The 22,887-nt window shown below is 64.9% G+C and carries 16 protein-coding genes; 5 read left to right on the top strand and 11 right to left on the bottom strand.

The genetic code is table 11. From position 1 onward, the window contains the following. Positions 1-497 precede the first annotated feature (497 nt). Entirely contained in the window at positions 498-797 is a 300-nt protein-coding gene (locus ACFTSA_RS07745) for a muconolactone Delta-isomerase family protein (RefSeq protein ID WP_377950701.1), read from the bottom strand. A gap of 961 nt (positions 798-1,758) precedes the next feature. Between ACFTSA_RS07745 and ACFTSA_RS07740 the strand changes: the two genes are divergently transcribed. After that, positions 1,759-2,379, top strand: coding sequence for a DUF1269 domain-containing protein (locus ACFTSA_RS07740; protein WP_377950700.1), 621 nt, complete (start codon positions 1,759-1,761; stop codon positions 2,377-2,379). Positions 2,380-3,196: 817 nt separating this feature from the next. On the opposite strand, the gene ACFTSA_RS07735 is transcribed toward ACFTSA_RS07740, so the two are convergent. The 10 genes from ACFTSA_RS07735 to ACFTSA_RS07690 all read right to left on the bottom strand — a co-directional run bounded on the left by ACFTSA_RS07735 (position 3,197) and on the right by ACFTSA_RS07690 (position 12,824). Further along, entirely contained in the window at positions 3,197-3,487 is a 291-nt protein-coding gene (locus ACFTSA_RS07735; protein WP_377950893.1) for an MFS transporter, read from the bottom strand. A gap of 282 nt (positions 3,488-3,769) precedes the next feature. Beyond that, entirely contained in the window at positions 3,770-4,720 is a 951-nt protein-coding gene (locus ACFTSA_RS07730) for an alpha/beta hydrolase (protein WP_377950699.1), read from the bottom strand. Between the two features lie 289 nt (positions 4,721-5,009). Beyond that, positions 5,010-5,852 (bottom strand): alpha/beta hydrolase, encoded by an 843-nt coding sequence (locus tag ACFTSA_RS07725; RefSeq protein ID WP_377950698.1) that lies wholly within the window; start codon positions 5,850-5,852, stop codon positions 5,010-5,012. Between the two features lie 116 nt (positions 5,853-5,968). Continuing rightward, a complete protein-coding gene (locus ACFTSA_RS07720) occupies positions 5,969-7,339 on the bottom strand; it encodes a Dyp-type peroxidase (protein WP_377950697.1) in 1,371 nt (456 codons plus the stop codon). Positions 7,340-7,430: 91 nt separating this feature from the next. Next, on the bottom strand, positions 7,431-8,027 hold the full coding sequence (locus ACFTSA_RS07715) for a hypothetical protein (protein ID WP_377950696.1): 597 nt from the start codon (positions 8,025-8,027) through the stop codon (positions 7,431-7,433). Between the two features lie 32 nt (positions 8,028-8,059). Beyond that, a complete protein-coding gene (locus tag ACFTSA_RS07710) occupies positions 8,060-9,253 on the bottom strand; it encodes a catalase family protein (RefSeq protein ID WP_377950695.1) in 1,194 nt (397 codons plus the stop codon). Positions 9,254-9,680: 427 nt separating this feature from the next. Continuing rightward, on the bottom strand, positions 9,681-10,028 hold the full coding sequence (locus tag ACFTSA_RS07705) for a UBP-type zinc finger domain-containing protein (protein ID WP_377950694.1): 348 nt from the start codon (positions 10,026-10,028) through the stop codon (positions 9,681-9,683). Between the two features lie 69 nt (positions 10,029-10,097). Then, positions 10,098-11,069: a DUF5996 family protein gene (locus tag ACFTSA_RS07700; protein WP_377950693.1), complete on the bottom strand. Its 972-nt coding sequence runs from the start codon at positions 11,067-11,069 to the stop codon at positions 10,098-10,100. A gap of 242 nt (positions 11,070-11,311) precedes the next feature. Further along, positions 11,312-12,196, bottom strand: a complete 885-nt coding sequence (locus ACFTSA_RS07695) for an NmrA/HSCARG family protein (protein ID WP_377950692.1) — start codon at positions 12,194-12,196, stop codon at positions 11,312-11,314. A gap of 331 nt (positions 12,197-12,527) precedes the next feature. Continuing rightward, positions 12,528-12,824, bottom strand: coding sequence for a hypothetical protein (locus ACFTSA_RS07690; protein WP_377950691.1), 297 nt, complete (start codon positions 12,822-12,824; stop codon positions 12,528-12,530). Between the two features lie 205 nt (positions 12,825-13,029). Between ACFTSA_RS07690 and ACFTSA_RS07685 the strand changes: the two genes are divergently transcribed. Genes ACFTSA_RS07685 through ACFTSA_RS07670 form a run of 4 tightly spaced genes read left to right on the top strand, consistent with a single transcriptional unit; the run spans position 13,030 to position 21,971 of the window. Next, a complete protein-coding gene (locus tag ACFTSA_RS07685) occupies positions 13,030-14,733 on the top strand; it encodes a DUF2397 domain-containing protein (RefSeq protein ID WP_377950690.1) in 1,704 nt (567 codons plus the stop codon). After that, a complete protein-coding gene (locus ACFTSA_RS07680) occupies positions 14,730-16,154 on the top strand; it encodes a DUF2398 family protein (protein WP_377950689.1) in 1,425 nt (474 codons plus the stop codon). Before ACFTSA_RS07685 ends, ACFTSA_RS07680 begins: the two co-directional genes overlap by 4 nt. Then, positions 16,144-20,655, top strand: coding sequence for an SbcC/MukB-like Walker B domain-containing protein (locus ACFTSA_RS07675; protein WP_377950688.1), 4,512 nt, complete (start codon positions 16,144-16,146; stop codon positions 20,653-20,655). The genes ACFTSA_RS07680 and ACFTSA_RS07675 overlap by 11 nt, the downstream gene beginning before the upstream one ends. Continuing rightward, positions 20,652-21,971, top strand: a complete 1,320-nt coding sequence (locus tag ACFTSA_RS07670) for a TIGR02679 domain-containing protein (RefSeq protein ID WP_377950687.1) — start codon at positions 20,652-20,654, stop codon at positions 21,969-21,971. The genes ACFTSA_RS07675 and ACFTSA_RS07670 overlap by 4 nt, the downstream gene beginning before the upstream one ends. The last annotated feature ends 916 nt before the right edge of the window (positions 21,972-22,887 follow it).

Below are 22,887 nucleotides of genomic sequence, written 5' to 3'. Positions count from 1 at the left end.
CCGGGGACCGGCCGTAAGGGTGTTCATCAGGTACCATGGCGCGCACCATCTCATCTGCAGTAGGCGAACTCTCAAACACTGTCATTGTCGGCCACTCGCTCGGCGGCCTCACCGCCATCGCGCTGACCCCAGCCGCTGGAAAGGTTCCAGGAGTTCACGGGTGAGTTTGCGTGCCCTCATCAATTGCCAGCACGAGTATGCGAATCCTCCCGTATGGGAACGGCTTAGCCTACGAGGCACTGCCGGAAGCGTTGCAACAGCCTCTGCCGTCACCCGAAGCATTCGCCTCTGCCCTGGACGTGGACATCGAGTAACCGACACTGTGGCTTTGTGCAGATGCTGCGATCCCTATTCCCGGCTGCAAGCGCCGCAGCTGCTTGGCCGACGATGGACCACGGCGAAGAGTCGGATTTTAAGGATCCCGCTGAACGGGTTGTCGGTGTGGATATAGGCGTTTCGCTTCCTTCGTTCCACCAGACTTGTATGCCGAGGGGCGTTTACGCGTGCTTGCTTTCCGGGTCGTTCGGATGCGGATTGAGCGGTGTGATTTCGACCGTCATCCATTTGTACAGGGGAAGGGTGGCGATCATGCCCTTCAATTCGGCCTCGCTGTTGGCCTTCCAGAGGCCGAGACTCCGCCATTCACCCGGCTCGAGCGGAGGCCTCCACAGGCGGAGAAGGTGTCCCTGCTCCCCCAGTTCCGCTGCCCTGATCGCTTCTCGCGCCTTGATGTCATCTACTGTCGCGTCCGGCGTCCCGTCGGGAACGTTGGTGATGAGGTTGGTCAGGAATTCCATGTCCTTCTTCTTTCTTGCCAACGGGTGACGAACCGTGGCGACCTCCAGGACGCAGTCACCTGCGCAGGCCCGGTCCTTGCCAGCCCGCCGTGACGTCAGCGCGCAAGAGAGCTCACTTCGGGTCACGCCCGCGGTGCCGGTGCAGCCCCTTGCCCCGACCATCCGGCACGTCATGGGCGGTCTGTCCGCTCTCAGGCTAACCCCGCCCGTAGGTCCGGTCGAGGACCGTGTCGGCCCGGCCGGGTGGCCAGCATCGTCCGGGTCCTGAGGCTCCTCTGCGGTCCCAGTGGGCAGATGTCCTCCCTGGACTTTCACCCCACACGAGGCCAAAGGAGGTCCCGAGGGCGGCACTTCACCGTTCAGTCAGCGATCGATGTTCCGGGCGATAAGAACCGGGCTATCCCGGATGCTTTGAAGGGGAGTACGGCATCAGCCTGGAGACGGTGTACCAGTACCTGCGACAGGCCAGGCTGGCCGGAACCGCTCCCCTGCCACCAGACGGAACTCCAAGCGTGACGAAATCTCCATTATCGGCGCCTGAACCACCCGGGTTGCTTCAGCTTCGAGAGCTTCTGTCCTACGGCGAATCCGACGATTACCAGATCACATTCTGAGGCAAACCGCAGGCGAATGGCGTTGCGCGCCCGGCCGGATTGAACCTCACACCTCCAGCAGACCGCGACGCGCCTGGGCTTGGTCGGTCCGGTCCATCCTGATATCCGCGACGCCGCCGGCCGCTGGCATCCGTAAAGCATCTGCCCCGCGGAGCATTCCGACGGCGCCCTGTACAGGGCGCTGTCGGAGGACGATAGTTAAATTGGCCGATGCGGCCATTTCCCGTGGACACGAGTTCTTCACGATGCGCACGGGCACTCCACAAGAGCTCCCGGAGTAACGTCGTCGCCGATGGCGTCTGGGCGCATCAGTCCATTCACTATTGAGTATCATTTGGAGGCATCTGATGGATAACTCAGTTATTCTCATTACGCCGGCAGACCAAAGCCAGGCATACGAGGCTCAGAGCAAGATCAGGGACCTCAGCTCCAAGGGTGCCATTGACCTCTTCGGCCAAGCCGTCATCCAGACAGATGACAAGGGCACTCCAACGATCAAAGATTCCGACGAACCCGCCCTCGGGATCGGGACCATCACCGGGGGCCTGCTGGGCAGCGTTATCGGAGTTCTCGGCGGCCCGGTCGGTGTGCTCCTCGGGTTCAGCGCCGGCACCGCGGCAGGATCGGTGGGCGACGCGATGGCAGCGGCCGATGCTTTCGATGCCCTGCCGCAGATCGCTGAGAAACTGAAGCCGCAGACAACTGCATTGGTCATTGCCGCGCGGGAACCGACAACGGACGCGGTCGACGCCCTGGCTGAAGCCACAAACGCGACGGTCAGCCGCTGGCCAGTCGAAGAAGTTCTGGCCGATGTGTATGCGGCCCGGGAAGCCGCTGACAAGGCCGCCGTCGATGCCCGCCGCGCTGCGCGGGAAGCGAAAACCCAGGAAGTGAAGTCCAAGCTCTCCGAAGGATGGGCAAATTTCACGGCACAGTTCGATACCCACAAGACCGGACACATGGCCTAAAACTCTTTCTGAGCGATGCAGGCGCCGTGGCAGCCAACACCGCCACGGCGCCGCCCATTCGCGGCAACTGACCATGACACTTTCCCGGCCGCGATTGCGTACTCACTAACGGTGCCGGCCGCGTTTCCCCAGGCCCGAGTCGCCGTTAGGCCTGGTTCCCCCTTCCAGCGTCTGGAGGGCGGCAGCATCCATCGTGTCGTGCCGTGCACGTTCACACAGCTCCCCGGGTAGAGGCCCTGCTGGGGCCACCAATTTGAGTGTGGGCCTTTAGACGGAACCTTGGCCGTCGGAGACAGGCAATGGTTCGGGCCCTTGCAGGGCATTTGAACCGTGCTGCACGTCGACAATGCGGATGGGCCTGTAAAACAAACAGCCCCCAGCCGCCGCAGCAAAAGTACAGGGGGCCAGCAGACTGTCTCCCATGAATCCGGCGGTGCCCCGGCAGAGGGCCGGCCTGCCGCAATGGCCCACGCGACGTTCAAACGGCAGTAGTAGCATCCGGGACTCACCGAGATCAAGGAAATACCCGGCCGCGGCCACTCACTGACCAGTGACCACGGCTGGCGCGACGGCGCCGACACGACCTTGGGATTCATCAAAATGCAGGGACCCAGCGGCATGAGCGGCTGTTTGGCGGTTGCCTGCCGCCAGATGAACGCCCCGAGGCAGAGTATTCCAAGGATGAAGGGCACCAGGACGACCGGGCTCCCCCACCCATATGTGCCCTGCTCGATCAGGGCATTACACCGGCCCGCCCAGCCCGAGAACACACAGCACCGACCCCGGATAGTCGATGCCCACCCCTGGCTGGCGGACGTCAGGCGCGCGCAGCAGGGCCAGAAGGCACATGGTGGCGGCAAGAGGTAGAACGTTTATGCCACACCCAACGCCAGCCGACAGAATTGAGCAGGATACCGCCCATCAGAGGCCCGGCAATGAACGCCACAGTGGTACCGGCGGTCCATTGGCCGACCGCCTTTGCCCGGGCCAGTCCGGCAAAGTGAGAGGTGACCAGTGCGAGGGAACTGGGCACGAGCAGAGCCCCCGCGATCCCTTGCAAGGCCCGGGAAATGATCAGAACCTCAGCGGTGAGCGCGAACGCACACATCAGTGATGCCATCCCGAAACCGACCAGTCCTCCGCGGAGAATGAGAATCCCCCGAAGCCCGCACACCGGTGGGCAATCAGGTCCGTCACCCCACCGGCGGCGACCGGCACTGGTATGCACTATCGTGCGCGCCGCATCCCCGCGGCGTTGGGGCGCCCCTCACCGGTGGGTTCGAAGTCGGACGGGAGGTCCATCATGCCGTCGTGGATGCACTGGTGGGGTGCCCGCGGAGGCCCTCGGCGTACCAGCCGGGATGGGGATCCCCCGCCTTGCCGGTCTCCCTTACACGATCCCAAATGCCTTACGGAGGACATGGATAGCCTGCTCAACGGCCGCCGTGCTAGCGGCGCTTTCGCGCAGGGGATTCAACATCATGAAATCGTGGATGGTGTTGTTATAACGTGCGCTTGTGGTCCGGACGCCTGCTTCGACGAGCCTGCGTGCGTATGCCTCGCCTTCGTCGCGAAGGACGTCGTTTTCATCGACAATGAGGAAGGCTTCGGGAAGTCCGGTCAGCTCTTCAAGGGATGCCCGGAGCGGTGAGGCCGTGATTTCGCTTCGCCTTTCCGGGTCAGGCAGGTAGGCGTCCCAGAACCACGCCATACCTTTCGCAGTGAGAAATGGTCCGCCTGCGAACTGCTGGTAGCTTTCGGTGTCCTGTCGTGCATCGGTGACCGGGTAATAGAGTGACTGGTGGATGAACGTTACATCTCCGCGCTGCTTGGCCATGAGTGTGACTGCAGCCGTCATGTTACCTCCCACGGAGTCGCCGGCGATGGCCATCCTTGAGGTGTCCAATCCCTCCGATGCACCGTCACGGGTGATCCATTGAGCGGTTGCGTACGCCTGTTCAATCGCTACGGGGTACCGGACCTCGGGCGATCGGTCGTACTCCACGAATACAAGTGCTGCGTCGGCGCCCACCGCCAGTTCACGCACGAGGCGGTCATGTGTGCCGGCATTTCCGAGGATCCATCCTCCGCCGTGGATGTAGAGGACGGGCGGAAGGACCGGTTCGGTGTTCCTGGGCCTGACGATCCTGACTTTCACGTCCCCAACGTCAGAAGGCACCATGAGCCACTTCTCGTCGACGTCGGGCATGGCGATGGGAACTGCCTGAATATCGTCAAGAACTTTCCTCGCTCCCTCCGGACCGAGCTCGTACAGGAACGGTGGCTTGGATGTTGCATCGGCGATTCCCTGCGCCGGGACTTCCAGAATGTGCTTTTCCATTGCAATGGTCCTCAATGAACTATGGGCTGCAAATAAGTGGCCTGACTGGCCAACAGAACCGGATGGCACCGGCTCGTCGCTCCAAATAAGCAAAGCGACAGGGCGAAAAGGTCTCCCCCAATCGAAGAGCAGCGACGGGGTTTACCGGCACAGGCCAACGGCTCAGATCCCCCGGGCAGCCACTACCGACTCCGTTTTCTCTGGCGAACCAGCTGTCCGGCGGCCGCCAGATGTGCGTCGTCGTGAGTCGATGCCGGGATGACTTGAGCTGAAGAGCGGAAGCCTGCGGCTACGTCGAAGCTCCCGGGCGTTTCGCATGCTCGACGGCCCACTCGAGGGCGTAGTCTGCGACTTCTTCCCATCCGTCCTCACCCACGGTGTAGTGCGAGCGTCCGGGGAACTCCTTGTAGTCGGTAACGGCCTTGGCATGCCGGTAGTGCTTGGCGTTGGCCTGGTTGACCGCCGGGGGCATGAGGTTGTCGTCTCCACCGGCTATGAACAGCAAGGGCGCGCGGTCTTCGTTCCTGAAGTTCACGTAGGTGTCCTGGTGTCCGGGCGTGAAGTTGGCCAGGGGGCCAGCCCACACGAAGCTGCCGGGAGCCGGGATGTGGTAGCGCTCGTAGACCTTGTCCGATTCCTCCCGGGTCAGGGTGGTGGCAAAGGCGTAGTGGAACTGCTCCGGGGTGAAGCCCACCGCCTTGTGGCGGTTGGCGGGATTTTTCAGCACGGGGAACAGGGAACGTATCTGTGAAACAGGGGTTACCCTGACGCCCTCTGCGGGTGCAGAGTCTATGGCCACGCCCGCTGCACCGTACCCGTGGTCAAGCAGGATCTGGGTAAAGAGGCCTCCCGCCGAATGGCCCACGATGATCGGCGCCGTGTTGAGCCCGGCCACGATCCGCTCGAGGTGCTCGACGACCGCCGGGATAGTCAAGCTCTCGATCGGTGAGGGATCCGCGTTGAGCGCTTCGACTTCGACCTCAAAACCAGGGTAGGCAGGCGCGAGCACGCGGTACCCGCGGCCCTCGTAGTGTTCGACCCACTTCTCCCAGCTCCGTGGGGTGACCCACAGGCCGTGAACCAAAACGATGGTGTCCGGGGTGTCAGGGCTGGCGGGGATTTCTTCAGTCATGGGGTCCTCCTAACGTTGTTGGGGTGTACTGGCCTCTGGGAACGTGGCCGCTAACCGGCTAAGCCAGTTTTGGCGGGTGATCGCCTCGGACATGGCCGCGGTCGCGTTCCGGCTCGTCAGCCGCCCAGTTCGGCAAGCCAGTTGAGAGCCGAAAGGCTGGGCAAGAAGAGATACTCTCCGCCGCGGAGGACGTTGAACGTTTCCAGACCGTGGATGCGCTGCCTGACGGGTTCCTTCGGAATCGTAAAGATCCCTGGCTGCTCCTGCAGCCCGATGAGGGGATCGCGTTCGTCGTCCAGGGTCATGAAGTTGCCGTTATTAATCCACTCTCTTTGTAGGAATTCGATGGTGTCCATCGCCCGGGCTCCCAGGAAGATGAAGTAGATTCCGTGTGGCATTTCGTCGTCGCTTTCGGTGAGTGCGGCGGCATCGTAGGGTTTCCCGTAGGTGGTGCTGCGCCTGATGATCCGGTGGAGGTTTACGTCGGTGAGCTGCGCCAGGGCTGTGTCACGGGGGTTCATTCGCCGCATGTGGGCGCCGAACGGCACGCGACGGCCATCGGCGTCGTCTGCGTAGGTGAAGTTGTTGTTCCGTTGCGGGTCCTGGCCCAGGTCGGGGTCGTCCTGTTCGGGCGCCAGTGTGAGCGGCGCACCGCTGCGCCAGCGGCCTACAAGCTTTGCCGCGAGCAGCTCCCGTTCCTGCTCGGTCTGCCCGTTTGCCTGTAGGAACCGGTTGAACGCTCCGACCCGTGACTGGTACTTGCGTACTCCCACGAACGTGCCGTTACGGCCCAGTACGTCCGGTTTTGGCATGAGAAGGGGCACGCCCGCCTCGCCGGGATAGCCGAGGATGAACTCGCCGGCCTTGATTGGCCGTCCCTGCCCCGGCAACGGCTCGACGCCGCTGCCTTCAACGGCCGGTTGGCCGATCAGGTCCTTGTAGCCGAGAGGATTGCGGTCCCCGGGCTGGGCGCCAAAGTCTTGTATTTCCAGTACGGACGTCCCGGACAGTCCCTGATACTGCTGCCGCGCCGTGTCCATGGCACGGTGCCACTTCTGCCTGTCGTCACTGAAGATGCTGAGCTGAATGTGGATCTGGCCGGTTCCGAACGGTGCATCCCAGTGCTGCGGGTCGTTCGCGCCCGTATCACCCAGCGCGTCCGAGCGCGCGGCCATCCCCCATCGAAACTTCTCCGGAAATGATTCCAGCGAGTCCTCAGGAACGCCCAGGGCCACCAGCCCGGAATAACTGATGGCAACCGCGGTCCAGGCGTTTCCGGCCTGCCACCAGTCGGCGGCGGAGTCGATATAGGGCACGATCCGGTGTAGGAGCTCGCGCCCGGCGGCCGCGTCGGCGACGTGCAGCATGACATGCGTGCCGTAGTAGGGCTCGGGCCGGTAGCGGAGCACGGTCGCTTGGATGTCGTCCAGCTCAACGCCGACGGGTCCAGGCCGCGGACCCCCATCGGACCTGTTCAGCAATGACATGAGCGCTCCCCAGTAAGGTCCGTGTCGGTAAGGCTCCGGCCCGCTCCGGACCTAGTCGCGGGAACGGAAACGGCTGGTGCGTGCTGGACGGTCAGCCGATCTTGTCCAGGAACTCATCCAGGGCCGCGCCTACCCGTTGCAGGCGCCTGGTCTCCACCACGGTCAGGTCAGGGTTCGCCACATACCAGGCGTCGGCCGTCAACTGGTACTTCAGGATGATGTCTTTGACCGAGGGGTCGTGGATTCCCGGCCAGTCCTCGATCGCCGAGAACACGATGTCCATCAAGTTCGGAATCTTGGTTACGAAGTCGTCGATGTAGTCGTCCCAGTTGCCGTCGTAGGCAGTGGTGAAGAGCATCTTGGTGTCGTTGTCCAAGAAGACGAAGCGCATGTCGTGGACGGTGCCGACCCGGTCCGCGCCTTCAAAGTTGCCGTCCAGCATCTCCATCAGAGCCCGCATTCGCTTGGCTCCGCCCGGGGCGACCGGGGCGATCAGGGTCAGTTCCGAGACTTTCCCCAACCGCTTACCGACCCGGCCGGCATTTTCCACACGCGATGCAGACCGCCGGGCCTGCATGTCCGGGAGTTCCTTCTCCAACGCCACCCTCGCGACTTCCGGTGCGTCTGCGAAGAGTTCCCGCAGTTTCTCAGCCTGCTGCTGGATCTCGTTGGACTGCTGCGTGGTCATGGTGACCTCCTCGTTGTGGTTTCCCTCGTATGTCATGGCGTTTGGTCCGCCGCTTGCAGTAGGGGTTGAGCCGTGACGCCCGCAGGCGGTCCGAAGACGTCGGCGAGGTTCCTCGGCTCCCGGCGTGCCTGGTGATTGAGCTGGTGGCGCAGGATCGACGACTGCCGGTAGACCTCCTTGCGGGTTCGCATAATGTTGCCCAGGGGCCGGTGGGCTTCGGTGACCCGCCAAGGAGTCATGGACGTCGCGTCCATCCTGGCTAGGTTGTCGGGGTCGCCGATGTCCTGCTGCGGGAGCGACAGCCTGGCGACCGTCACGAACGGCGAGAGCGTCTCGGGCCAGGGGACGGTCATGTCCTCGACGGGCATGTGGTCCAGGTCGGTGCAGAGCTGGACCTGGATGTCTAATTCATACGGGCGCTCCTGCAGTTCCGCCACGAGTGCAGGGCGGAACACCTCATCGGCTGAGTCGACGCCCAGCGTCCGCCGCACCACACGGTCGGCGAAGGCCTGATCGGGAGACACGCGTACCTTCGCGATGTAGTCGCCGTGGCGCACCGCCCCCATCGTCCAGTAGGTAAACAACAGCGGGTTCAGGAACTTGATCTGTGTGAGCGAGAGAAAGGCGCCCAGTTCTTTCCAGGCCCATTCCTCCGGCGGGAGGGTGCCCCCACCCGTCACCCAGTCGTGCAGGAATCGGTAGAGGCGCCTGCGCTTCTCGTCGGCCGACTCATCAGTGGGGGGAACGGTGCCGACCTGAAGGATCAGGCCTTGTATGAAGAGGTAGTGCTCAACGGTGTTGACGAAGAACGTGGGGTTGTTGATCATCGCGTAATCGAAGGTGCGGGTGTCCGGCTCGTCCTCCAGCATTGTCGGTCCGTCAATGTCAAAGATTTTCAGGCCGATTCCGCAGGTGGCAGGCAGGAACTTGTCTGCCCCGGTGTGCGCCGTACCGTTGGAAAAACGCACCATGGCCTCGTGGCGTCCGGGGGTGGCGTAGATGCCCTGGGCATACACGTCGGGTAGCCCCCGGAGGATCTCAACCTCCCCGCGGGCAAGGCCGTAACCTTTGGCGTGCGCGTCGCGGACCGCGACGCCGAGGCCCTCTACCTCGACCGACCGCTCCGTATGGCGTCTCATGTTGTCGATAACTGTCTGAAGGTTCTTATCGAAGTCAGGATCAGCGTGTTCGACGTCGGAGCTATAGCGCACGAATTGCTCTGTCATGACCCGGGTCCTCCCACTCATGAGCGGTAGCAGCGCCAGGACGGCGTGCGCCGCCGGAGCGCTTCCCGTAAAGTCCGACCCCGCAACTACGCCGACGTGGTCAAGCGCCCGGGAGTACACCAAGCGGGGCGGTTGTTCTCCTATGCCGGCTTCGCAGCCCGGCTACTTGATTCAGGATCATCCACGGAGTCGCCTGCCACGACACCGGAACAGGGACATACGCCAAAAGGATGCAGGTACGAGATTTCCGTCACTCGCCTGCCGACCCCAGTATAGGACCGGCTGAGTGACCAGAACAAGGCACAGTTGCCTGATTGACCGGCTTCCTGATGAATTCGAAGTACTTCGTCGTAAGGCAGCTGTTCCAGCGGTCACCCGGGCAGTTTATGATGTGCTCCGGACTTGGAGGCCGGGCGGCGGTCAGGGGTCAGTGCAGCCGGTCCTCCCAGTCCACTGGAACCCGTGAGGCGGGCCCGGGAACGGGCTGGTCTTTAGGGTGATATGCCGGAGGCGCCAGTTCGGGGCCGCGGAAGTAGGTGGAGCTGCGGTAGTCCCAGAACCAGTCCTCTCCCGGTTCGAAGCTGCGGATGAAGGGGTGCCCGGTGGAGTGGGCGTGGGCGGTGGCGTGCCGGCCCGGGGAATTGTCACAGCAGCCGATGTGGCCGCACTGGGCACAGCGGCGCAGGTGCAGCCACCAGCCGCCGGCGGCGTCGCATTCAACACAGCCCGGACCGCTGGGCGGCACCGAAACATCGATCCCTGGGGTCTCGGCCATGACCGCCTCCTCGCTTGGATCCGCGCGGAACAAGGCTAACTTTACGCCCGGCCGGACTGGCCCGGGGAGCTACAGCGGTGGCTCAGGACCCCGGTTCGCTCGATGCCGCAGCCTGGCTGGATCGGTCTCCAGCGCGGTACGGTCCCATCGCCCCGCCACCGCCGCGGCGGTGTAGGTGGACTGCAGGAACCGCAGCACGTGCCGGTCGGGGTCGGGTGCGCGGCGGACCGCCTCATAGGGCAGCAGATAGAGCCCCAAATCATGGTCGTAGGTTGCCTCGGACGGTTCGACCATGGATCCGGTAAACCCCTCGGGCTCGGGGTAGGCGTAGGAATAGAATGCGCCTTCGTCTCCGCCGCCGGGCCAAAAACCGCAGCTGCTGACCTCGTGGGAGTAGCCCTCCGCCATGACCCAGTCGGCACAGTTCGGGATCCCTCCGGGGTGCCTGGGGGCCGGGCGGCCGGAGAATCTCGCGCAGGCCAGGTCCATTCCTCCCCAGAAGAACTGCACGGGACTCACCTTGCCCCGGAAGGAGGACCTGAACACATTGATCAGGCGGTCCGCCTGGATCAGTTGGGCCCGGTACAGGCGCACGGCTTCTTTCTCGTAGGAGGCGTGAAGGTAATCCTCGGCGAACGGTATGGCCGGATCGACCTCGTTAGGCACCGCCCGGATGACGGTGGCAATCCCGAGCCGGTCCAGGGCATCGAAGGTCTCGGCATGGAATTCAGCCACCGGCTTGGGGCTCAGTCTGATGCCGGCACCACTGCCGTTGCTGGTCCGGATCCGCAGGACGTGCTCGTGAAAATCGAACTCCATGTCGAAAGCACCATTGCTGTAGGGAATGGTGGACGTCGTCAGCCCGCGCGGGCTGACGTACAGCGTCACATGCCACCAATGGTTCAGCATCGGCGCATGAGCCATGCGGATCTTGCCAACGATCTGGGTCCACAGGTGCAGGGTGTCCCGGGTCCCGGACCAGTCCTGAACCCTGAGTTCAGGCCACCCGCCTCCAGGACCGGTCCCTGCAGGGACTTCCATCACGGACCCTCGCTTCCGGATCATGCCCACAGCACAGCACCTGCCGAACGACAAGTCAGCACAGCATCGGCGGCCTGTCCGCTCTCAGGCTACCGCCCGTCCGATGCGCGGTCGAGGAGTGACCCGCCAGGGTCAGGGTCCCCCGTATCGGTGGTCCAGGCCACCATAAGGAACCCTTCTCAGCCCAGGTACAACCGGACTTGCCGAGGCCGACGACCACCAAAGCGGCCTCGGCAAACTCCTCAAGCGGGAGGCTTCCAGCCCGAAGCGGCCAGCCACCCGGGGAAATCGAGGACGTCGGGCACCAGCGCGCGGGTTGCGGCGAAATCTGCCTGATAGGCGGGGGTTTCGGCGAACCAGCGGAACATCGCAGCCTGATCCTCCGCCGAAGCGACCGCTTCCAGCGGCAACGCCTCGTACCTTGCGGGAAGACCGGCGCGCTCCCCCATGGCCTGGGCGAGCTGCGTACCAGTGAGCTCATCGCCGGCGATCTCCACACTGGAACCCTCGACGGCGCTCCCGCCAAGCAGGATTGCCGCGGCCGCTTTCCCGAGGTCGCGCACGGCAATCATCTGCAGCGGAATGTCACCGGGCATGGCCATCCGCACCACGATCTGGCCATCCTCAACACTCGTCGAGTAACGGCTGAAATTGTCCATGAAGAAGACCGGGCGCAGGAACGTGTGGTGGATGCCGAGTGATTCAATGTGCTCCTCAACCCGCCGCTTGCTCTCGAAATGAGGGACGCCGGAGTCCCGTTCGGCGCCACCGACGGAACTGTAAACCAGATGCGGCACGCCCCCGCGGGCAGCGGCATCCGCGATCGCGATGCCTGTCGAGGTCTCGCGCTCGGTGCCGTCAGGGAACGGCGTGGTCATCACGAAAACGGCATCCACCCCGTCAAGGAAGGTGTCCAGCGACGCCTCGTCGGCCAGATCCCCGACCGTGAGTTCGACGCCACGGGCGGCCAATGCCCGTGCTGCAGGCTTGCCCGCATCACGCACTAGCGCACGCACCCTCACATCCCCGTCCAGGAGAGCCTGAACCACGGAGCCACCCTGGTTGCCGGTAGCACCGACGACGGCGATGTGCCGCGACCCGCCGAACGGTGTATCACTGCTGTTCATGGAGTCCTCCCAGTTCCGGAACTGACACAAAACAAGAACGCCGGTCGGCTAGTGAATATGCCGGGGGACAAGGAGCTGACTTGGGCCGCCTGGAAAATGCGCGTGCCGCTAGGGCCTGCGACTCGACGCCACAGGAGGCGGCAATCGTCCCATAATCCGAGACTTGGACTTCCGGGTCCGTGACCGTGTGCGGGTAAGGTGGGCGGACAACAATGCGGACTCGGACGTCACCATGCTGCTGCTAGTCCGCCGCGGCCGGGACCGTGTTACGGCTTCCGGGCGGGTGGACGCCCGAACGAAGGCCATCCGGGGGTATCGGCGGCGTTGCGGATTAGGCAGCCAGCCGCGCTGATGTCCGCACGTACCGGGACCCCTCGATCCTGGCTTGTCTAGAACCCCAGGGTCTCGTCGCAGAGGATGACGGTGATGCGGCCGGGGATCCACTCGCGGTGATGATGATCAGCTCGTTCACGCCGCCGTGCACGCCATAGGCTGCCTGGGCCCGGGCGTCCTCGAGCGGAAACGCGTAGTCATGGATGCGGCGCAGTGCGTCCTCCAGTCCGTCTACGATATCGGGGGCAGTCCCGTACGAGCCAGTCCGAAGCGAAATGGTGTGTACTTTGTACACACCATTTTTTGCCCCCTTCCGCACCATCAAAGCGACTGCCTCGCCTTCAAAGAGGCGCGGCGGTTTTGTCGGTGCAGGTTCAAGCTGATGGCGATCGATCGGCCACTGATGCGCAGAAGCGGAGCCGCTCCCGGCTGGAGGAATCGAGGGTTCGCTAGTTCACTGTCAGTGGGTCAGCCTAGGCTATGGCGAAAGGAGGTAACCAATGCCGATTCACGACCCCAAGACAGCGTCAGGTGGTCCGCATGAGGAATTATGGAAGGCCATCGGCCTTCCTGGCGTCATGCGCGTCGCGAGCTACCTCACCGAAAGCCTGGCGCCGATCTACCGACTAATCGTCGACGTCATGCTCGAGCACCAGCCGCAGTACCTTAGTGGGATCCCGCACGACCAGCTCGAAATGCTTATCCGAGAGCGCCTCGCAAGGCATCTGACCGGCGATGACCAGACCCTCGCCGCCGCCCTCGACCCGGACACTCTCAACCTCGACAACCGCCTGGCGCAGCTCGCCGGTTGGGGTGTCATCGTCATGTGGGAGGACAAGGTTCGGTCCGACGAGGACTTCACCCGACACCGCGGTCGCTACCAGCTCTCCGAAGAAGCCGCTCATTTGCACCGAGCGGTTCGCTCTTTCGGTGCCGAGAGCAGCTCCGCCATCGCCGCGACGCTGGCGCCGCCAGTCATCGCGGCCCAGCTTGCCCAGCTGCGCGCGACCATTGAAAGCGACCCTGCGGCCGCCGCTGCCGCGTGGGGCGTAATCACCCCGACGATGCGGAATATGTCTGACGCCGCTAACGGCTGGCAGGCGCGCCTTGCGGCCGCCTTGTCTGGAAGCCCGGACGCGGACAAGATTGCCGCGCTCAACGACACGCTGTCCGGTTACGTGTCGATGTGGGGCGCTGGCATCGATATTTATTCTGCCGACATCAGTCGCGATGCCCGGGCGGTTCTTGCGGTCCCCGAAACCGCGCTCCGGCACATCGCGCTCCACATCGCGGGACCTGACGTTTCGGAGGACATTCTCGCACGGATCGTCTTTGAGATCGTGGCCGTATTGGGACGCGTTCTGTCCTGGTTCGACGGCGAGACCAGCCAGGCCGGGTTGTTACGCCGGCAGATGCGCGACACCATCGTGCCGATGGTGCGCGGCAAACGCGCGCTCGCCGCGGTCGGCGGACATGTGTCGAGGCGCAACCAGTTGCTCAACCTTGCCGAACGTCTCGACTGCACCACCGACGATGACGCAGCGTGGCATGTGTGGACCACCTACACAGGCTTATTCTCAGCACGCCATCTGGGCCAGCCCGCACCTCATCCGGGTCACGGGTCGGACGCTCTATCGTTCTGGACGGCTGACCCGGCGCCGGTCGAGGCCCGGCTACGTCGGCAGGGACCCCGATCCGGACGCAGCGGCCCCTCGCGGATGTACGACCGCACCGCCGGCAAGCAGGCCGCCCGTCGGGCGGCCACGGAAGCCGCGCGTGAAGAAACGAGGACTTGGGAGCGGCTGCTCGCCCTATCTGGGAACCCGATGTCGCAGTGGAACGACATTAGCGGCAAGGTCGCGGAGCACCTGACCGAGTTCGTGATGGTCCTCGATTCCACGATCGCGGAAATACGGCGCAGCTGCGGTCATGACCTCAGGCCCGGGACAGTGGTGCGCGCTTGCACCGGTGACGGGCTGTGGGACCTCACTGCGACCGTCCCGCCGGCCGCTACGCCCGATGCGGTCGTCAAGCTGCCCGAGGGCCGGTTGGTCTACCGGGACCTGACAGTCAGCGTCTCCCGGGCAGTCGACGCACCCTCCCTCTCCGGCAGCGTCGCTCCCACAACCAGCAGCAGAGGCGACAGCGTCGGCAGCACACCTGCCCATGAGCTTGTGGTCGTCGAAGATGGGAGAAGGCGATGACGAAGGCGAACCATCCGACGCCTCTGGTCCCGGAATACGCGCCAGCCCAGGCGACATCAACGAGCGAGGAGGTACAGGCGCGGCAGACGTTCCTGCGGCTGCTCTGCCGACCGCTGGTGACCGCACATGTCGACACACAGCTTTACCGTGATGTCCTGCGCTACGCCAAACAGATCGATGGGTACTGCAAGCGACTGGACTACCGGCGCGCGCATCTGGGCGGAGCCATCCGGCTCGTCCGCAATCCCATCCTCGGTACAGTGATCGCCCCGCCCCGGCCGCTAGATCTGCCCCCGAAGCGAGTGCTCTCTCTCTCCGCCCTGCTCGCGGCCGCGTGTGAGGAGGTAGAAGGCGGAGTCACGCTCGTGAAACTCTCCGAGCTCGTCGCCGAGCTCTCCTCCAGCGCCGACCGGCAGCTGACTCCGTATGACCCAGACCTGCTTGCTGAACGTCGTGCGCTGGTGAAGGCGGCTGCAATCCTGGAGTTCTGGGGCGTATTGCGCAAAAGGACGACCCTGGTAAGTGATGTCCAGGAGTGGACCGAGACGCGCCACGGGATCGGTGCCGGCTATGACGTTGACCGCGAAGCCCTCCTGCTGTTCGTCACCCCGGACACCATCGCGCTCGCCGCACATCAGCATGTCCAGTTCGCGCAGCTCCACCGACCTGACCAGGTCGACGGGGACGAGCCCGCGACACGTTCCCCAATGATCGCCCCCTCCGCCGAAGAGGACTCTCTGGATGCCATTTGGGAGTCGCAGCGGCAGGCGAGCCGTGTTGTCCGCCACCTGCGCACTCTGGTCGAGACCCCTGCCTTGCTGTATGCCGACCTTCCCCCGGACGAGGCCGAGCTCGCACGAGGGCAGCGTGGCCTGCGAGCCGCCGAGTCGATCGGACTGATCGGAGGATCCATCGAAGCGCGCGCCGAGGGGCTCGTGTGGATCAGCCGCGAGGACGAGTGTCCTGCGACTGTCGTGTGGCCAACCGCAAGAACCGAATCCTGGGCGGCGTTGATGGTGGCCGATAAGGCTGGCCGCGATGGGCACCACGACGACGACGGGTTCGTTCACCTCGCCAGCTCCCAGGTCGAAGAGGTTCTCGAAGACCTCACTGAGTGGAAGGGGCACTTGTTCCGAGTCGACCTGCGCAACGACCCAACAGAGCTTCGCATCGCAGTCGAGGACACCCTCCGATGGCTTGACCTGCTTCGTACGGGGGCCGACGGATCCTGGCACCTGTCCCCGGTCACCGGCCGCTACCGGGACCCCGAACTCGTCGAGCCTATGCCTGGACCCGAGCAGGCAGACTTGTTCCCCGACCCCACCAGCGACTCAATTTACTCCACATCCCGCCAGGCCGACCGTGCCGATCGGGCGACCCAAAGCGCAGTTGACCTTCCGGAGGACACACGTGACCAGTGATACCGCCAATAACACCGTGGACAACCCCCCCAACGGGGAATCAGTTGGCCGACACGAGCCGCTGAGCGTAACCGCGCTCGATGGCGCCTCCGCCACGCTCGATCTGACCTCAGACGACGAGACCCTACGCGCGTGGCGGCAGGCGGCCATCAGCGGGGGCCTGCCCGAGCCAGGCCGGGACCGGTGGCAGCAGCTGCGCGCCGGCGTGGTGAACATGTGGGAGTTCGATGCCGCGGAGTATTGGACCGCGGACGGACGCGCCCAGTTCGTCGGCGGAAACGAGCAGGGCAAGTCGACGATGATGACGATGACGACCCTGACCATGCTCACCGGCGACCTGTCTCCGAGGTATGTCGACACGTTCGGGGAGTCACACCGCACCTTTCGCTACTACCTCGAGCCGACCGACGACCCGAAGGACCGACGCCCGACCAAGGACCAGCTGAACCGCGGCTGGACCTGGGTCGAGTACGGCCGCCGCGGCGAGAATGGCCCCGAGTACTTCACCACACTGCTGTTCGTGCAGGCACGACGTACGTCCCCAACCGTCGCGAAGCACTGGATCACCCACCGCGGACCCGAACGGATCCGGGCCGGCCTGACGCTGGTGCGGGAGCAGGCCACTGTCCCTGCCGCCGACTTACCTACCCTGCCCGGGTTGACCCCGCACCCGAACGGCCAAGAATACGTCAAGACGGTCGCCTCCGTCCTGTTCGGATTCACCGACCCGCAGCGCCTGCGTACGGTTGTGGAGCTGCTGAAGACCCTGCGCACTCCGAAGCTCGGGAACCGGCTGAACCCTTCATGGGTCGTCGACCGGATCCGGGAGGCGCTCCCTCCGCTGGACACCTCCGAAATCAACGAGCTGGCCGACGGGTGGGACCAGCTTGGCCAGCTCGCCCAAGACCGCGACGACGCTCGCGAGGCACAGGAGGCGGTCACTGCCTACCTGCGGTCGACTTGGAACCCTTGGGCCGACGCGCTCCTCCGCCGGGCCGCCGACGACTTGGTCTCCGCAGTCACCGTCCTCGACGGCGTCACCCGGGAACGCGGCCGCGCAGAACAGCAGCAGAAGAAGGCCCGCGAGGAATGCGAGGCCGCCGAGGCCGCCGAACAGGAGAACGAAGCCGACCGCAGGATCACGACCGGTCGCCGCAACACCCTCATCGCATCCCGGGCCTACCACGCCGCCGCCGCGGCCGGCCGTCAGGTCGTCGATCTGACCGAGCAGGCGAAGCGTGCCCGCGAGGACGAGCGTGAACGCACCAAGACCGCTAATGACGCCCGGGCAACGGCCCACCAGGCCGACGGCGACCTCGACCGCGCGCTGGGCGACCTCAAGCAGACCCAGCAGGGGCTCGCCGCCCAGGTCGAGCTAGCCGCGACCGCAGGCACCGACGCCGGCCTCCCGGACGCGGCAGCGTGGGCGGCGGCACATGACAGCCAGCGACTGTTGACCGCCATCCGACACCGGTCCGAGCACGTCGAGCACGCCCGCCGCCGCGCCGACAAGGTCAAGGAGGCGACCAACCGGCACGAGCGCGCGCTTGCCCTGCTCGCCGACGCGGAGAGCCGGGAGCACCAGCGCCGGATGGCGCACGAGGCCGCCGAGGGCGGCTACGAGAGCGCCGCCCAGGCGCTCTCCGACGAGCTCGAGGCCTGGGCCGCAGCCGTCGGTCAGCTCGAGCAGGTGACGCCCCCGGAAGCACCGTTCCGTGAACGGTGGCTGGCCATTGTCATCTCCGCGTGCGAGCAGCCGAGGCCAGCGCAGACACTCGCGTGCCTGATTCGTGACGAGTGGCTGACCCCAGAGGTCGAGCCAGTCACCGCCGCTGCAATCACGTCCCGCAACGCCGCCGCCGCGGCCATCGACCGGGCGGAGAAACTGAACGCCGAGGCGTCGCAGGTCGAAGCCGAGCCGGTCCCTGTTCCCGCCAACCCACATCTGTGGGAGCGACGCACCCGTCCCGCGTCGGGGCCAGCCGGTGCACCACTCTGGGAGCTGCTCGACCCGCTCCCCCACCTCACCGAGGCACAGATCGCCGGCCTCGAGGCAGCACTCGCCGGCGCGGGCCTCCTCGACGTCTGGGTGACCCCCGACGGAGTCTGGGCCGCTGACCGCGACGGGCACGAACAAGTCCTCACCCTCGCCGCCCCATCCGATCACACCGACCCATCCGATCACACCGACGACGACCGGCTTCGGGCGGTCCTGGCGTTCGCCGAGAAGGTCCAAGACGGACAGCCGCTTGCCGCGCTTGCCGAGACCGCAGGGTGGGTGCTCGACTCGGTAATCTGGCACGACGACACCATCGAGACGACTGACTCCGCTCGTGGTACCACTCATGAAGGAGCTCGGGAAGCGTGTGTTCACGTTTCCAGCGATGGCTGCTGGATGACGCCGACCACGACCGGACGTGCAATCCCTTCCGCCAACGGAGCCAGCCTGCTCGGTGCGTCTGCCCGGGAAGCAGCCCGCGCTCGCCGGGTCACCGCGCTACGAGAACAGGCGCACCAGGAGCGTGAGGACGCGGAGGAGCACACCCGGAACGCCGAAGGGAACCGGGAACTTGCGGAGCGGCTGCACTCGCTCGCGCAGGCTGCACCCGACGACGTCGCGCTTATCGACGCCGCGCGGGTGCTGGCCTCCGCGGCCACCGAGCTGGAGGCTGCACAGCGCGACCGGCACGACCGGAACCAGACCGCCGAGGCGGCCGAGGGCGCGAAGGACCAAGCGCAGGCCGACCTCGTCGCGTACGCCGCCGAGCACAACCTAATCGTGACCCGGCTCCCAGAGACTGAGACCGCACTCCACCAAGCGCGCCTCGAGGCCGACCGGCTCGGATCCCGCGTCTCCGAGCTGGCACGCGAGCAGCGCAATGTCGACGGGAAACAGTTGCTTGCCCACCAGGTCCGTGCCGCCGCCGACGAAGCCGAACACCTCGCCCTTGACTCCAAGTCACGACGGGAGAACCTCGACGTCGCACTACAAGCAGCCGAGGACGCGCTGGAGTCCACGGATCAAGAACTGCTTTCGAACGCTGAACGGCTCGACTCCCGAATCGAGGAGCTCGAGGATGAGCGTAAGAAGCTCAACATCCGGATTCGAGACCTGGGCGGGGAAGTCGTCAAGGCCACCAGTGTCCTCGAGACCATCGAGGACAAGCGGCGCGAGGCCGAGGAATACCGGACGGAAAAGCTCGCCGCCTGGTGGGTCCCGGTAGACGCAGGATTCGCAGCAGCCCGAGGCATCGACACAGGAGATGCGACCCGAACGCTGAGTGCGGCCGTGAACCAGGCCCGCGCTCTGCGCGCCGAGCGGCGTCCGCCGCGCGGCTGGCCCGACACGACCGCCGGCACCGCCGGCGACAAGGAACGGGACCAGATCCTCAACCGGCTCCGCGACCGGCTCTCCGGGCAGGACCTCGTGGCCCTGAACAATACGCTGAACCGGACCGGCGGGCGGACCGCTTTTGTCGAGCACGACGAGGTCACCGGCCTGCCGCAAGTTCGGGTCATGGTCGACTCCTCCGGCACGACATTCGAGCCAGCTGCAGCGGTCCGGGCGCTGGAAGCAAAGGCCGCCGAGCTCGGCGAGCTGCACGACGAGCAGATGCACGAGGTGATGCAGGAACTGCTCTCCTCGACGTTCGTCGACCACCTGCGTGCGAAGGTGAAGGAGACCGAGAAACTGATCAATGACGTCAACGTCGTACTCTCCAAACACCCGACCGGCACGACCCGCACCGTAGTCCGGCTGCAGCGCAAGGCGGTCCCCGAGCACGTCGGCGGCTACCACGTCCTCCAGCGCCTCCTGACCGATGGCATCGACTCCCCCGCGGTCCAGGAGCAGGTTCAGACCTTCCTCGCAGGACAGATCCGCGCGGCACAGGACGAGGGGCACGCGACCGGGCAGGACTGGAAGGAGCTAGTGGTAGACAACCTCGACTACCGCAACTGGTTCGCAGTCGTCACGGAGTGGCGGGTCCTGGCGAGTGCGAAGGAGGGCGCGTCGCAGAAGTGGACCGAGCTCACTACCGCCCGGCACGGACAGGACTCCGGTGGCGGGAAAGTGATGACGATGGTGCAGCCGCTGCTGGCCACGCTCGCGACCCTGTACCAGACGTCGCAGACCTCCCCGCGGCCGCTCTGGCTCGATGAGGCATTCGACGGTCTCGACCCGGGCAACATCTCCAGCCTGCTTGGCATGCTGGTCGAGTTCGACTTCGACTTCCTCCTCGCCGGCCCGAAGACCCTGGTCGCATCCCGGCACGTGCCCTGCGCGGCCGTCTGGATGGTCAACCGGGCGCCAGCGCCGCTGCCCGGTGTAGACCTCGGCCTATGGCTGTTCGCTGGCGGCACCCAGGAGTGCGTGCCGATGGGCGCACAGGCCTGGGCTCCCGTCGACAGCACCACGGCCGTGCTGGCCTCGGACGATGAGAACAGCGACGGCGTCGGCTCCGCTGACGCGCATCGCCAGCATCAGGGGCTGTGGGAGTGACCGTCAGCCCCAACCAGAACCGCGCGGTGCCGGAGGCGGTGCTGCGATGGGCTCGCCGTCCCGGTTCCGCGACGCTGCTGGCCGAGGTGCGGGAGAAGGTCGAAGCAGGCAAGACCGGTGACCGGGTGCAGGTTGCGGTCGTCGAGGACCAACGTGACGACGTGGGACGGATGCTCGGCGTTGCGTGGGAGCTCTCGCGCAAGCCCGTCACGTTGCGGCTCTTACGAGATGCACTCACCAAGGCGGGGGCGGACCTGACCGGGCTGCTGACTGAGGTCGGTGGGCCGCTGCGGGACAAGCCGACCGAGCGACGGCTGGTGGCCCACGCGAAAGAGCAGATGCGCTCCGATGTCGTCGATTTGCTGGCCGGCGCAGGGGTCCTTCGACCCATTGCGGAACTGGCCGTCGTGCGTCGTTGGCTCGGCGCGGACCCGCAGGCGGTCGCAGGCGTCGTTGCTGCCGCGTGGTCCGCACTGCCGACCCAGCCCGGAGGCTCGCACAGCCAGCTCGACACGGTTGGTCTGGCCGAGTTTGCCGGACAGAAGCTCCTCGACCCACATGCGCTCGACCGGGACCACCCCGCAGGTCGCGCGGTCGCCCGCCTCCTCGCCGCGACGTTCGCCTGGCTCGACCAAAGCGAGGCACCCGGCGGGGGTGTCGAAGCAGTTATGAAAAAAGTACTTGAGGATGCACTGGCAGCGGCCGCCGTCGACGCTGCGGGGTCGGTGCTTCAGGCTAGGTCGTGGCGTGGAACGTGGACGCGCGCCGGGATCTCGTGCGACCAGGTGTCATCTACGGTCCTCGTGCTCAATTTGCCGCTGAATGGCGTCAATCCTGCGCTCGCAGAGGTAACGGCTGTAGCTGGGGAGCCTATCTGGCTGACCGCACGAATGACCGTTGAGCCATGCCATACGGCGATGAACTGGACCAGCAATACTGGTCTCCCGCGCTGCCAGTCCAACGGTACGGAGCCCGACCAGCTGGTCGTGCGGGTGTGCGAGAACCCGTCGGTGATCGAGGCGGCGGCCAATCGGCTCGGAGCCTCCTGCCCGCCCCTCGTGTGCCTGTATGGACGCCCATCATCTGCGGCGTGGTCGGTGTTGTCCGCCGTCGCGGCCGAGGGAGCTCAAATCCTTCTAAGTACCGATCGGGACGTTGCCGGTGACCAAATCGCGACGGAGGTGGAAGCACGAATCGGACGGCGGTACGGACCACTCGTATCTCCTTGGCTACCCTCAGAAGATGGCATTTTCGAAGAGGAGCGATTGACGGCGTTGCTCACCGACCTGACGAACCATGCTTCAGCTCACTCCTAGGAGCTCCTAAGAAAGGCGTCTCGCGTCTCGATCGCTTCCGCAACTTCAAGCAGGCAGTACAGAAACTCTCCCAGCATCAAGATTCTTTTTGACCACGCTCTTGAGTCTCCGACGTGATGCTGCAGCCTGCGAAGGTCGGGCCGTCCCCGACAATCTGCTCTATTCCGTCATCGCGTCCCACAGCCCGCACACCCCCAAGGCCACCCGCCACGGACCAGAACATCGCAGCGCGTGAGGAGGGCTGGATCCACCTGCCAACCAATCCGCTCACCGAGCTCAAATCGCGCGACCGAACGTTCACCACAGGCCATTTTGCCGCCGCCCGAAAAGGGCACACTCATGATACCGACGACCACAGTGATGACCGGCACGCATCGCACAGAGGAGACGGAGCCTCCTGAATAGGATCAAACCACAACCGCCTGAATGACGCATCACCAAGTAACGCACCGACGCACAGGCTAAACAACCGCCGCGCAGGAGGCATCGGCGTGAAGAAATACCGGCCGCAAGAACGTTGCGGCCGCCAGTGTCACAAGTCATGCTGTCTTCCCCCGGCCCGTCCATGAATGAACAAGAACAGCCGCCAACAGCCCAGCAAGAGGGAACCTGCTGAACACCCAAAGACGCAGCGAGGAAACCCGCAAAAAATTTTCCTCACGTCATGCTGACCGCACCATAAACACCCATGAACAGGTATGGAACAACGACACGTCGATCCAGGAAGCTAAGGAGCCACCCGGCCACACCACCGGCCAGCAATGAAAACGGCCACTGAAGGGGCCCACAATTGAACAATTTGTCCACACTCAGAGGCCTAAACGCCCCTGAACAGGGAAAACACGTGCCCGAGGTGGGACTCGAACCGGGCGCCGACCCTTGAAAACCAGCCACTCCCCCGAAAACATCCCCAATC

This window comes from Arthrobacter sp. NPDC057013 (genome assembly GCF_042674585.1).
GTDB lineage: Bacteria > Actinomycetota > Actinomycetes > Actinomycetales > Micrococcaceae > Arthrobacter.
Note: the sequence above shows the minus strand (reverse complement) of the source record. Positions and strands in the feature narration are given on the sequence as shown.

Coding starts and splice junctions, on each gene's coding strand:
- ACFTSA_RS07725 (WP_377950698.1), bottom strand. CDS start 5,852: ATGACTGAAGAAATCCCCGCCAGCCCTGACACCCCGGACACCATCGTT.
- ACFTSA_RS07705 (WP_377950694.1), bottom strand. CDS start 10,028: ATGGCCGAGACCCCAGGGATCGATGTTTCGGTGCCGCCCAGCGGTCCG.
- ACFTSA_RS07710 (WP_377950695.1), bottom strand. CDS start 9,253: ATGACAGAGCAATTCGTGCGCTATAGCTCCGACGTCGAACACGCTGAT.
- ACFTSA_RS07680 (WP_377950689.1), top strand. CDS start 14,730: ATGACGAAGGCGAACCATCCGACGCCTCTGGTCCCGGAATACGCGCCA.
- ACFTSA_RS07745 (WP_377950701.1), bottom strand. CDS start 797: ATGGAATTCCTGACCAACCTCATCACCAACGTTCCCGACGGGACGCCG.
- ACFTSA_RS07735 (WP_377950893.1), bottom strand. CDS start 3,487: ATGTGTGCGTTCGCGCTCACCGCTGAGGTTCTGATCATTTCCCGGGCC.
- ACFTSA_RS07700 (WP_377950693.1), bottom strand. CDS start 11,069: ATGGAAGTCCCTGCAGGGACCGGTCCTGGAGGCGGGTGGCCTGAACTC.
- ACFTSA_RS07685 (WP_377950690.1), top strand. CDS start 13,030: ATGCCGATTCACGACCCCAAGACAGCGTCAGGTGGTCCGCATGAGGAA.
- ACFTSA_RS07715 (WP_377950696.1), bottom strand. CDS start 8,027: ATGACCACGCAGCAGTCCAACGAGATCCAGCAGCAGGCTGAGAAACTG.
- ACFTSA_RS07720 (WP_377950697.1), bottom strand. CDS start 7,339: ATGTCATTGCTGAACAGGTCCGATGGGGGTCCGCGGCCTGGACCCGTC.
- ACFTSA_RS07695 (WP_377950692.1), bottom strand. CDS start 12,196: ATGAACAGCAGTGATACACCGTTCGGCGGGTCGCGGCACATCGCCGTC.
- ACFTSA_RS07740 (WP_377950700.1), top strand. CDS start 1,759: ATGGATAACTCAGTTATTCTCATTACGCCGGCAGACCAAAGCCAGGCA.
- ACFTSA_RS07730 (WP_377950699.1), bottom strand. CDS start 4,720: ATGGAAAAGCACATTCTGGAAGTCCCGGCGCAGGGAATCGCCGATGCA.